Genomic DNA, 12,383 nt, shown 5'->3' with positions numbered 1-12,383 from the left:
ATGCACGCGTAAAAAAAGGCCCGGTGTTCACCGGGCCTTCTGTTTTGTTACTGCGTTTTTGCCTGGGGCTTATTTCGCCTCATCAGGCAGCGCATAGGCGACGATATAGTCCCCCATCTTCGTGCCAAACGAGCCGTGGCCGCCTGCGGCGATGACCACATACTGTTTGCCATTCACTTCATAGGTCATTGGCGTCGCCTGGCCGCCTGCCGGCAGACGGGCCTGCCACAGTTTTTCACCGTTGCTCATGTTGTATGCGCGCAGGTAGTTATCGGCGGTAGCGCCAATAAACAGCACGTTGCCCGCGGTGGAGATCGGGCCGCCAAGCATCGGCATACCAAGGTTAAACGGCAGCTGGACCGGCATCGGGAACGGCAGGCTATCCTGCGGCGTACCGATACGTTTTTTCCATACCACTTCGTTGGTCTTCAGATCCAACGCGGAGATGTAACCCCAGGCCGGCTGTTTGCACGGCAGGCCAAACGGCGACAGGAAGGCGTTGAGGGTCACGCCGAACGGTACGCCATACTGCGGCTGGATACCGGATTCGGTACCGGAACCTTTCGCGTCTTTCGGCGGCTCCATCGGATTGCCCGGGCCGCGTGGGATCAGTTTCGATACAAACGGCAGCGCCATTGGGTTGGCGATGGCCACCTGGCGGTTAGGGTCAACGGAAATCCCGCCCCATTCAAACATCCCCAGGTTACCCGGGAAGACCAGCGTGCCTTGTTCTGACGGCGGGGTGAAGATGCCTTCATAACGCAGCTGGTGGAAGATCACGCGGCACACCAGCTGATCGAACATGGTGGCGCCCCACATATCCGCGCCGGTCAAATCTTTCTTCGGACGGAAGCTCAGGTCGGAGAATGGCTGAGTTTTAGAGACATAATCGCCTTTCGCTGCCCCCTGAGGAACCGGTTTTTCCGGTGCCGGGACGACCAGTTCGCCGTTACGACGGTCAAGGACGAAGATATTACCGGTTTTGGCCGGTGCGTAGATGACCGGAACGGTTTTACCGTTAACGTCGATATCCGCCAGCGTAGGCTGAGACGGCATATCCATGTCCCACAGATCGTGGTGAACGGTCTGATAGCTCCATACCAGTTTACCGGTGGTCGCGTTCAGCGCCACGATAGAGCTGGCGTAGCGTTCCTGCTCCGGCGTACGGTTACCGCCCCAGATGTCCGGAGTGGTCACGCCCATCGGCAGGTACACGAGGTCCAGCTTCGCATCATAGGCCGCAGGCGCCCAGGAGTTCGGGGAGTTCAGCGTGAAGTGATGTTCATCATCCGGAATGGCGTTCGGATCTTTCGCGCCCGGATCGAAGACCCACAGCAGTTTACCGGTGTTGACATCAAAGCCGCGAATGACGCCCGACGGTTCGCGCGTCGAGAAGTTATCGGTCACGGCACCGGCAATGATAATGGTGGTATCGGTCACGATCGGTGGCGACGTCGGTTCGTACATCCCCGGCGTGGTGACCGGCATGTTGGTCTGCAGGTTGAGAATCCCTTTGTTGGCAAAGGATTCGCACAGCTGGCCGTTGTCGGCGTTAATGGCGAACAGGCGACCATCGTTGACCGGCAGGATAATCCGGCGCGGACAGTTGGCGACGACATCTGCCGGCGCGTTGTCTGCTTTCGCTTCGTGATAAGAGACGCCGCGGCAGGTGACGTGCTGGAAGGACGGATCCGCGTTCAGCTGCGGGTCAAAGTGCCATTTTTCTTTCCCGGTAGCCGCATCAAGGGCAAACAGACGCTGGTGGGCGGTACACAGGTACAGCATGTTCCCCACTTTAATCGGCGTCACTTCGTTGGTGATTTCACCCGGATCGTTGGGCTGCTTCAGGTCGCCGGTGCGGAATACCCAGGCTTCCTTCAGGTTTTTCACGTTATCGGCGTTGATTTGCTTTAGCGGTGAATAACGTTGGCCTTCCTGGTTACGGCCGTACGCCGGCCAGTCGCCATCGGCAACCGCGGAGATCGGCGCCGCAGGCGTCGCATCGGCATTCAGGGTACCGTTCACTTCCTGCGGATCGTTAAAACCGGCCCAGGTCAGGATACCGCCGCTGATCAGCAGGGCCACAACCAGACCGGCGACCGCGCCGGCCGATGGGATCGGCAGACGACGCCAGACAAAAGGCAAAATGAGCCAGATGCCGAAGAAGACCAGAATATCGCTACGCGGCGTAAGCGCCCAGAAGTCAAAGCCGACTTCCCAGACGCCCCAGATCATGGTGGCGAGAAGCAGCGCGGCATAGAGCCAGAGCGCTGCGCGTTTGCCCCGCAACAGCATCACGGTGACGGCCAGCATGACGAGGCCAGCAATAGGGTAATACCAGGAGCCGCCAATGGCCGCCAGCCATACCCCACCAATAAGAAGATACAGGCCGCAGAACGCTGCAAAGAGAGCTGTCAGCGTCACGAGAAGCCGTGATTGTTGAGACTTTGTTTCTGCCATAGAAAGACACTCGGTTGTTTGTTAATTTTTTAATTGCAATTAATTATAGGATTTAACAAGTGTGATCGGAATCACAAAATGGGCTTTATTATTCCCTGCATCGCATATTTCTTTTTACTGGTATACTGCATAGCTTGCCGGTCAATGTCGGTGCATTCGCAGCGGTGTTGATGATTTATCTTAAGAATCAAATGGTTAGTTTAATGAAACATACTGTAGAAGTGATGATCCCGGAAGCCGAGATCAAAGCGCGTATCGCCGAACTGGGTCGTCAAATCAACGAATGCTACAAAGACAGCGGCAGCGAGATGGTGCTGGTGGGGCTGCTGCGCGGCTCATTTATGTTTATGGCCGATCTGTGTCGTGAAGTACAGGTGCCGCATGAAGTCGATTTTATGACCGCCTCCAGCTACGGCAGCGGCATGTCGACGACCCGTGACGTTAAAATCCTGAAAGATCTGGATGAAGACATTCGCGGTAAAGACGTATTGATTGTGGAAGACATTATCGATTCCGGCAACACGCTGTCTAAAGTGCGTGAAATTCTCAGCCTGCGTGAGCCGAAATCTCTGGCTATTTGTACGCTGCTGGACAAGCCTAGCCGCCGTGAAGTGAACGTGCCGGTAGAGTTTGTTGGCTTTGCTATCCCGGATGAGTTCGTGGTCGGCTACGGGATTGATTACGCTCAGCGCTATCGCCATCTGCCGTACGTCGGCAAAGTGGTGCTGCTGGACGAGTAAGGTTTCATGCAACCCCGGACGATGGCGCACCGCGCTGCCGGGGTTTTCTGAAGCGGGCGGCTTACTTGTGGTTGACGTGTTTGCTCTTGAGGTTGGAAATTCCGTGGCGGTAGCGCTGTTCAAGGGTTTCGCGGCTGACGGCAGTCACATCAAGATCGCGTAACAGCCCGTCATGGATACCGTAGGCCCAGCCGTGGATGGTGACCTTCTGACCCCGCTTCCACGCCGACTGCATAATGGTCGAGTGGCCCAGGTTATAAACCTGCTCCATCACGTTCAGTTCACATAATGTATCCAGTCGACGCTCTTCAGGCATTTCGCCCAGCAGCGAACTGTGTTTGAACCAGATATCGCGAATATGCAGCAGCCAGTTGTCGATAAGCCCCAGCTCGGTGTTTTCTACTGCCGCCTGCACGCCGCCGCAGCCGTAGTGGCCGCAGATGATGATATGCTCGACTTCCAGCACGTCAACGGCATACTGCACCACGGAAAGACAGTTCAGGTCGGTATGAATCACCAGATTAGCGACGTTACGATGGACAAACAGTTCACCGGGCTCAAGGCCGGTTAACCGTTCCGCAGGAACACGGCTATCAGAACATCCAATCCACAGAAAGCGTGGCTTCTGCGCTTGTGACAATTTTGCGAAAAAGCCGGGGTCTTCTTCCACCAGCATTTTTGACCATAGTGCATTATTGCTGATGAGTGTATCTATATCATTCATGGACGTTTACGGCCTGTAACCAAGTAAGTGCGTTGGGCTAATATAGGTTAACCTCACTTTATTTAAAACAACCCATCGCGTGTCATGACACGAGAAGAGATATTTAATGACCATTGCTCTGGAATTAAAACAGCTCACCAAGACCTACCCCGGCGGGGTTCAGGCGCTTCGGGGAATCGATCTGCAGGTGGAAGCAGGGGATTTTTATGCGCTGCTCGGCCCTAACGGGGCGGGGAAATCCACCACGATTGGCATTATCAGTTCGCTGGTAAATAAAACCTCCGGTGAGGTCAACGTCTTTGGCTACGACCTGCAAAAGGACGTGGTGAACGCCAAGCGTCAGCTCGGGCTGGTGCCGCAGGAGTTCAACTTCAACCCGTTTGAAACCGTCCAGCAGATCGTCGTTCACCAGGCCGGCTACTACGGCGTGGAGTATAAAGAAGCGCTTCTGCGCAGCGAAAAGTACTTAAAACAGCTCGATCTGTGGGAAAAGCGCAACGAACGTGCACGGATGCTCTCCGGCGGGATGAAACGACGCCTGATGATTGCCCGCGCGTTGATGCATGAACCCAAACTGCTGATCCTTGATGAACCCACCGCAGGGGTGGATATCGAACTTCGCCGCTCGATGTGGGGTTTTCTCAAGGATTTGAACGATAAAGGCACCACCATCATCCTGACCACCCATTACCTGGAAGAGGCGGAGATGCTGTGCCGCAATATCGGGATTATTCAACGCGGAGAGCTGGTGGAAAACACCTCGATGAAGGCGCTGCTTGCCAAGTTGAAATCAGAAACGTTCATCCTTGATCTGGCGCCGAAAAGCCCGCTGCCGACGCTGGAAGGTTACCAGTATCGCCTGGTGGATACCTCCACGCTGGAAGTCGAAGTGCTGCGCGAGCAGGGGATTAACAGCGTATTTGCCCAGCTGAGTGCTCAGGGAGTTCAGGTGTTAAGTATGCGTAACAAAGCCAACCGGCTGGAAGAGCTGTTTGTCACGCTGGTGCATGACAGAAAAGGAGAATCAGCATGATGCAGCTTTATTGGGTCGCGCTGAAAAGCATCTGGGCCAAGGAAATTCACCGCTTTATGCGTATCTGGATCCAGACGCTGGTACCGCCGGTGATCACCATGACCCTCTATTTTGTCATCTTTGGCAATTTGATCGGCTCGCGGATCGGTGAAATGCATGGCTTTACCTATATGCAGTTTATTGTGCCGGGTCTGATCATGATGGCGGTCATCACCAACGCCTATGCCAACGTGGCCTCCTCGTTCTTCAGCGCGAAATTTCAGCGCAACATCGAAGAGCTGCTGGTGGCGCCGGTGCCGACGCACGTGGTCATCGCCGGCTATGTTGGTGGTGGGGTGGCGCGCGGGCTGTGCGTAGGGATTCTGGTTACCGCGATATCGTTGTTCTTCGTGCCGTTCCAGGTGCATTCCTGGCTGTTCGTTGGGCTGACGCTGATGCTGACCGCGGTCCTCTTCTCGCTGGCGGGATTGCTAAACGCGGTTTTTGCCAAAACCTTTGATGATATCAGCCTGATCCCCACCTTCGTGCTGACGCCGCTGACCTACCTCGGCGGGGTGTTTTACTCCCTGACTCTGCTGCCGCCATTCTGGCAGGCGCTGTCGCACCTTAACCCGATTGTTTACATGATCAGCGGCTTCCGCTACGGATTCCTCGGTATCAACGATGTTCCGCTGATGACGACTTTTGGCGTGCTGGTGGTGTTTATTGTTCTGTTCTACGCCCTGTGCTGGTATCTGATCCAGCGTGGACGCGGTCTGCGCAGCTAACCGCGCATCGGCAAATAGCGCCTGGCCGCCAGGCGAGGCGCTATCCGCTAATCTTGACTGCCATCACTCATCTGCGTCATCCCCTTTGTTACAGTGTTTCTCTGCTAAGGAGGCTGTCTATGTTGGGTTGGGTGATTACCTGTCATGATGAGAAGGCGGAGGAACTGCTGGATCGTCTGGAAAAAAAGTTTGGTCCGCTGGCGCAATGCCGGGCGGTAAATTACTGGCGTAATCTTAGCAGCAATATGTTGAGCCGGATGATGTGCGATGCGCTGCACGCCACGGACAGCGGCGATGGCGTGATTTTTTTGACCGACCACACCGGAGCACCTCCCTATCGCGTGGCGGCCCTGATGAGCCATAAACATACCCATTGTGAAGTGATCTCCGGTATCAACTATCCATTACTGGAGCGTATGTATCTCCTGCGCTACACCCTGAGCAGCGAAGCGTTTCGCGAGGCGATCGTAAGCAGCGGAGGCCCGGTCGTCAGCAGCCTCTGGCACCAACAGCAAAAAAATCCGCCTTTCCGCCTGCGCCATGATGCGTTCGGGAATTAAGCATTGGTATTGATGCCGCTTTTGTTACAATGGCGGCTGATTTCTTTAGCGGTCCGACCTGCATGTTTGTCCGAATTGTTGCCCTGTTCCTTTTACTGACATCGCTCAGCGCTTCAGCCAGCCTGCTTAGCCAGCAGGGTACCCCCGCCCGCTATATGCAGACCACGGAAGATGCGGTTATCTGGGCGCAGGTCGGAAATGACGTGGTGAGCGTGGGGAACATTCGGGCCGGGCAAATTATCGCCGTGGTGCCGACGTCCGCCGATTATTATGAATTCAGCTTCGGTTTCGGCACCGGCTTTATCGATAAAGGCCACCTCGAACCGGTGCAAGGCAAGCAGCGGGTTGAAGACAATCTCGGCGATTTGCATAAACCGCTGAGCAACCAGAATCTGCTCACCTGGAAAGATACGCCGGTGTACGATGCGCCTTCCGTCGGTAGCGCGCCGTTTGGCACCCTGGCGAATAATCTGCGCTATCCCATTATCAGCAAGCTGAAAGACCGTCTCAACCAGACCTGGTTTCAAATTCGCATTGGTAACCGGCTGGCGTGGGTCAGCAGCCTGGATGCTCAGGAAGATCGCGGTATCCCGATGCTGACCTACCATCACATTCTGCGCGATGAAGAGAACACCCGTTTTCGCCACACCTCTACCACGACTTCGGTACGCGCCTTCAGCAACCAGATGACCTGGCTCCGCGACCGGGGCTACACTACGCTGACGATGTATCAGCTGGAAGGCTATCTGCGTAATAAAATCAATCTGCCGGCCCGCTCGGTGGTGATTACCTTTGACGATGGTCTGAAGTCGGTTAACCGCTACGCGTACCCGATTCTGAAGCAGTATGGCTTTCACGCGACGGCATTTATTATCTCATCGCGTATCAAACGCCACCCGCAGAAATGGGAGCCGAAATCGCTGCAGTTTATGAGTGTTTCCGAGCTGAAGCAGATTCAGGACGTTTTTGATATACAGTCCCATACCCACTTCCTGCACCGGGTTGATGCCCTGCATCATCCGATTCTGTTGAGTCGCAGCTACCATAATGTGCTGTTCGATTTTGAGCGTTCGCGGCGCGCGCTTGCCCAGTTTAATCCGCACGTGCTGTATCTCTCTTATCCGTTTGGCGGCTATAACGCGACGGCGGTCAGGGCGGCGAACGACGCCGGTTTTCATATGGCGGTGACCACGGTGAGAGGGAAGGTGAAGCCGGGCGATAACCCGTTCTTACTAAAAAGACTCTATATTCTGCGGACCGATTCGCTGGAGACGATGTCGCGATTGATCAGCAATCAGCCGCAGGGATAAATGGTGTCGGTGATACGAAACCGGCCACCCCGCGAATAAATTCCTGACAAGGTGTTTCAGAGATCATCTTATTTATTTTCAGAATTTGTTGTCTGGCATGAAGTCCATTTTTTATTTATGGTTATTTGATTTAATACGCCCACAATACAAGTAACAGCGCCATTAACTGCTTTCGGTACCGTACAGGTGTACTAATGAAACCAATACAATACGTACTATTATGGTTTGGGCAAGCATTGCTGTTTACAGTTGTGTTTGTCCTGTTATACGTGCTGATACCAGAAATAAAGATGTACAGACTGATTACGGAATCAACAGGATTTATGTCTGATTTTACATGGGATAAGTATTATTTTTTGGCTCTTTGCGTTGCTTCCCTGCTCATCGTGGCAATAGTGGTTTATATAACGGTTTTAATTAAAAGGCGTTAATCCTGAACAGATTAACGCCTAATAAACTCTGTGCGTGTCTGGCGGGGATTTTCAGATGCGTACCTGATGTAACATCGCATCTTGATAGTGAATAGTTTGTGCATTATATATATAATGTTTTGGTTATTTTCATTTCTAAACTGTCGCATAATTTCTTCCCGGATGGAATGATAAGCAACTGCTGAACTATTATATCAGTTCACTGTTTCCTTTTGTGATGATGAAGAGTATAGTAATTATATACATAGTTAACTATCTTACGAATATAATCCCCCGATTCAATGCTTCCTAATAACACCATTAGTGCTGTGATTGTTTTAAATAAAAATAATTTTGGTTCCGTTGGGTATTCAGCTATAAGGATTATCTCTATAAAAACCAAAAAGAACCACAAATTCACAACGCTTTTTTCAAGGCAATAGGGATACTTAAACATGCCTCCTCTTTTATAACGCCATGGTTTATGTGAGAGTATATTTCTATAGATAAACTCCAGGATTACTCTGGTGCCAATGAAACTCTGAACTATGATCAACATTCCCAAATAAATGTTTTTCTCTGAATATACATCGGCCTTCCATAAAATATTCATGGCAATAATTGGTGATAATAACGCATATGAGAAAGCTTCAATTTTTTTATATCTGTTCATATTTTTTTTCCAAAAAAAATGAGAAATTTGAACTAATTCAATTGATCGCATTTTAATTAGGTTTTCTCGGCGTGTAATTTATCTGTAAGGTTGCAAGTCAGATAATTATCAAATTACCAACAACAGCGCCTCACTCCTCCCAGAACACCGCTGATAACTCCGTCAGTTACCGCACTTCATCCCAATAGCCAAGGATATTTGGCCACCAAATAAATGATTTTAGAATCAAAATAAACACTGGGGCCAGTAATGTATTCTTTAATGTAATATTTTACCTATTACGATAAAAGTCGAAGTAGAGATAACTGATTAACAGATACAATGCCAGGGTTATCATCTTGAGAACAATAAGGCACATCATTCAGACAACAAAACACCACAGTCTTTTTATACATTAACCTTAGGTCATTACCCCTCCAGACTATAGATACTGATTATAATTTCAGTGGATCGTGAGGGAATGACTAATTCAGATGTTCTAAATAAAAAGATGGCCATCATAAAGTCAAAGGTCTTTCGCACTTAGTTATTAATTTTTGTTGTTACCGTTTTAATGTAGATATTTTTACATACTCAAAGATTGACTAAGATCAAACATAGGTCAGCAATTTAAAAAAACAAAAAAATTGATAAGTCAGTAAATTTAAGAGTGTGATTAACCATAAAATAAAAATATAAAGGCATTACGTGCTGATTAGTTATTATTCGTGAGTGCATTCAATTGAATAGCACCAAAATTTTTATGGTAATATAAATTTATAAATATTCATGAGATCTATTTAATTTGGTTGGGATGTTGCTGTTAATTATGGTTAAGGGTTTTTTATGATGAAGAAATTAAAGTGTAAATGTGGATCATCTCCGATTTCAGAATACCCATGCCATGATTTTATCGCATAGATCTTTTCCTTAATGGGAAAGGTAGTGAACAGTGAGGAGATGAGAATCAGCCAGTTAAATTAGGACGCGGAAAAGTATCAGAATCAATATAATTTTTTACTTTCCGGAATAGCTGCTGTGAATACAACTACACCTTTATCAGACCGGGTCCGCCTCGAGAGTGTAGGCTGGTCACTTTCCTGGCGAAATTTTTTCAATCGCGCCACATCGCCCGGCATCAAAGGATATGGGGGTTGTGCCGTGCAATACTTACCACAGACGTTCGATATGATTCACCGCGGAGAAGATCTGGCTGATAAAAATCCACCTGTGAATATTCTGCCACCAGTGAGTGGATGAAGCATTACGCTAAGGTGGTAGCGTAAAAGTTGGCCCGGTCCCCTGGCACAGGTTTACTTCAGAAAGGTGCTTCTTACTTTGACCGGCCATCCGGTGTGGTATCGCACCAATGGTCTTGATGGAGGTGGGAAGAGTGTGATGATGAGGTAATATTTATACCGTGATAAACGGTGCCCCGCCTGGGCGACGCACCGTCAGCTATCGGCTATCAGGCAACCTGTACCGGAATGGCTTTTGCCTGGCGCTTCATTTCGTTGTCGCCTTCAAAATAGGCCACTTTCGGCTGCCAGCGGCGGGCTTCTTCATCAGGCATGGTGACGAAGCTGGCAATAATCAGAATGTCACCCACGCTGGCGCAGTGCGCGGCAGCGCCGTTCACCGAAATGATTCGCGAGCCACGTTCGGCGGCAATGGCATAGGTGGAGAAACGGTTGCCGTTGGTCACGTTCCAGATGTGGATCGCTTCGTTTTCAAGAATACCGGACGCATCCAGAAAATCCTGGTCAATGGCGCAGGAACCTTCATAGTGCAGGTCGGCCTGCGTGACTTTAACGCGGTGGAGTTTACCCTGCAGCATATTACGAATCATGATGTCTACCTTTCTTCCCCTCCTGCTTCAGAGTGCAGGGCCGTGGCGGGCGAGCGACTTTCCCCTGATGGGGGACGGTAGTGCTCTTGCCTGCCGCCGGTCTGCAACCGGATTAGTCAGGGTCTATACCTTAATGATACGAAGCGGACATGACATCCGCTTTGAGTAAATGTCCGGCAATATTGCCAGATTTTTAACCCTTGTCTACTGACCCAGCTCGACGATGTGGTTATCGATCAACCGCGCCTGTCCCAACCATGCGGCCATCAGGATCACCGCACGTTTACTGGTTTCCGTCAGCTCCAGCAGCGTATCCGCATCCCGGATCTGGATATCGTCGGCGCGGAAGCCTTTCTCGTTCAGCTCCTGCCCGGCAAGGGTAATGATTTCATCCAGGTTACGTTCACCGGCGGCAAGCTTACCGGCGACGGCGCTCAGCACTTTATACAGGCCCGGCGCAATTTTACGCTGCTCTGCGGTGAGGTAGCCGTTGCGTGAGCTCAGCGCCAAACCATCTTTAGCACGAATAATCGGCACGCCGATTATCTCAATATCGTAACCCATGTCGGCAACCATTTTACGAATCAGCGCCAGCTGCTGGAAGTCCTTCTCGCCAAAGCAGGCGACATCCGGCTGGACCAGGTTAAACAGCTTGCTGACGATGGTCGATACGCCGCGGAAGTGGCCTGGACGACTGGCACCCTCGAGCATGGTCGACAGCCCCGGGACATCCACATAGGTCTGGTTTTCGGTACCGTGCGGATAGATCTCTGCCGGCGCGGGGGCGAAAACAAAATCCACCTTACGTTTGTTCAGCTTTTCGCAATCATCCTGCAGCGTACGCGGGTAGCGCGACAGATCGTCAGGGCGGTCGAACTGCATCGGGTTGACGAAAATAGTGACCACCACGACATCGGCGCTGGCTTTTGCGGTATCCACCAGCTGCATATGGCCGTCGTGCAGGTTGCCCATAGTGGGAACCAGCGCGATACGCTTACCTTCCTGGCGCAAACGGCGGATATGCTGGCGCAGCAGCGGCAGGGATTCAATAATCAGCACAACAAGACTCCTTAATGGAAACTGTGTTCTTCGCCCGGATAAACGCCGGACTCCACGTCGGCAATATACTGCCGCACTGCGGCGCGCATGTCGCCCGCTTCAGCCAGGAAATTTTTAGCAAATTTAGGAATATGGCCGCCGGTGATCCCGAAAGCGTCGTGCATCACCAGAATTTGACCATCGGTGACGTTGCCTGCACCAATGCCGATAACCGGAATGGTTAACGCCTCGGTAATACGCTGAGCCAGCTCGACCGGGACGCACTCAAGGACCAGCAGCTGTGCGCCTGCCGCTTCCAGTGCCAGCGCGTCGTCGAACAGCGCCTGCGCCGCATCGCCGCGGCCCTGCACTTTATAGCCGCCGAAAATATTGACCGACTGTGGGGTCAGGCCAAGGTGGCCACAAACCGGCACCGCGCGTTCCGCCAGCATTTTCACCGTTTCCGCAAGCCAGGCGCCGCCTTCAAGCTTGACCATGTTAGCGCCCGCGCGCATCACGATGGCGGCGTTAGCAAAAGTCTGTTCCGGGGTGGCATAGGCCATAAACGGCAGGTCGGCGAGCAGCAGGCAAAGGGGGGCGCCGCGACGTACCGCCTGGGTGTGATAGGCGATATCTTCCACGGTCACCGGCAAGGTCGAGTCGTGCCCCTGCACCGTCATGCCCAGCGAATCCCCTACCAGCATCACGTTGATCCCTTCATCGGCAAACAGCTTCGCAAAGCTGTAGTCATAGGCGGTGATGGTGGCGAAGCGCTGCTTCTCCTGTTTGCATTTCTGCAGCAGGGCGATAGTGGTCGGTTTCATAACGTTTCCTGATGAT

At 51.8% G+C, this 12,383-nt stretch carries 10 protein-coding genes; 5 read left to right on the top strand and 5 right to left on the bottom strand.

Translation table 11 applies throughout. The features are described from left to right. Positions 1–69: 69 nt before the first annotated feature. A complete protein-coding gene (locus tag Q1L34_RS21865) occupies positions 70–2,460 on the bottom strand; it encodes a glucose/quinate/shikimate family membrane-bound PQQ-dependent dehydrogenase (protein WP_004857943.1) in 2,391 nt (796 codons plus the stop codon). 203 nt (positions 2,461–2,663) lie between these two features. Between Q1L34_RS21865 and hpt the strand changes: the two genes are divergently transcribed. Further along, positions 2,664–3,200 carry a hypoxanthine phosphoribosyltransferase gene (gene hpt, locus Q1L34_RS21860; protein WP_015585135.1) on the top strand — a complete coding sequence of 179 codons (537 nt, stop codon included), beginning with the start codon at positions 2,664–2,666 and terminating at the stop codon, positions 3,198–3,200. A gap of 61 nt (positions 3,201–3,261) precedes the next feature. Here hpt and can read toward each other — a convergent pair whose 3' ends face one another. Then, the gene (gene can / locus Q1L34_RS21855; protein WP_004857991.1) at positions 3,262–3,924 is read right to left on the bottom strand and encodes a carbonate dehydratase; all 663 of its coding nucleotides are present in this window, start codon (positions 3,922–3,924) and stop codon (positions 3,262–3,264) included. A 106-nt stretch (positions 3,925–4,030) separates the two neighbouring features. On the opposite strand from can, the gene Q1L34_RS21850 reads away from it, so the two are divergent. From Q1L34_RS21850 to Q1L34_RS21835, 4 genes are all read left to right on the top strand, one after another. After that, positions 4,031–4,957 carry an ABC transporter ATP-binding protein gene (locus Q1L34_RS21850; RefSeq protein WP_097357764.1) on the top strand — a complete coding sequence of 309 codons (927 nt, stop codon included), beginning with the start codon at positions 4,031–4,033 and terminating at the stop codon, positions 4,955–4,957. Continuing rightward, positions 4,954–5,724: an ABC transporter permease gene (locus Q1L34_RS21845; protein WP_015585134.1), complete on the top strand. Its 771-nt coding sequence runs from the start codon at positions 4,954–4,956 to the stop codon at positions 5,722–5,724. The genes Q1L34_RS21850 and Q1L34_RS21845 overlap by 4 nt, the downstream gene beginning before the upstream one ends. A gap of 119 nt (positions 5,725–5,843) precedes the next feature. Next, the gene (locus tag Q1L34_RS21840) at positions 5,844–6,284 is read left to right on the top strand and encodes a PTS sugar transporter subunit IIA (RefSeq protein WP_071359155.1); all 441 of its coding nucleotides are present in this window, start codon (positions 5,844–5,846) and stop codon (positions 6,282–6,284) included. Positions 6,285–6,346: 62 nt separating this feature from the next. After that, on the top strand, positions 6,347–7,594 hold the full coding sequence (locus Q1L34_RS21835) for a polysaccharide deacetylase family protein (protein ID WP_015585133.1): 1,248 nt from the start codon (positions 6,347–6,349) through the stop codon (positions 7,592–7,594). Positions 7,595–10,124: 2,530 nt separating this feature from the next. On the opposite strand, the gene panD is transcribed toward Q1L34_RS21835, so the two are convergent. The 3 genes from panD to panB all read right to left on the bottom strand — a co-directional run bounded on the left by panD (position 10,125) and on the right by panB (position 12,367). After that, positions 10,125–10,505, bottom strand: a complete 381-nt coding sequence (panD, locus tag Q1L34_RS21830; RefSeq protein ID WP_004858002.1) for an aspartate 1-decarboxylase — start codon at positions 10,503–10,505, stop codon at positions 10,125–10,127. Positions 10,506–10,709: 204 nt separating this feature from the next. Next, a complete protein-coding gene (panC, locus tag Q1L34_RS21825; RefSeq protein ID WP_004858005.1) occupies positions 10,710–11,564 on the bottom strand; it encodes a pantoate--beta-alanine ligase in 855 nt (284 codons plus the stop codon). Positions 11,565–11,575: 11 nt separating this feature from the next. Beyond that, on the bottom strand, positions 11,576–12,367 hold the full coding sequence (panB, locus tag Q1L34_RS21820; protein WP_192226604.1) for a 3-methyl-2-oxobutanoate hydroxymethyltransferase: 792 nt from the start codon (positions 12,365–12,367) through the stop codon (positions 11,576–11,578). Between the last annotated feature and the right edge of the window lie 16 nt (positions 12,368–12,383).

Origin of the sequence: Klebsiella ornithinolytica (assembly GCF_030505655.1) — a bacterium.
GTDB lineage: Bacteria > Pseudomonadota > Gammaproteobacteria > Enterobacterales > Enterobacteriaceae > Klebsiella > Klebsiella ornithinolytica.
Note: the sequence above shows the minus strand (reverse complement) of the source record. Positions and strands in the feature narration are given on the sequence as shown.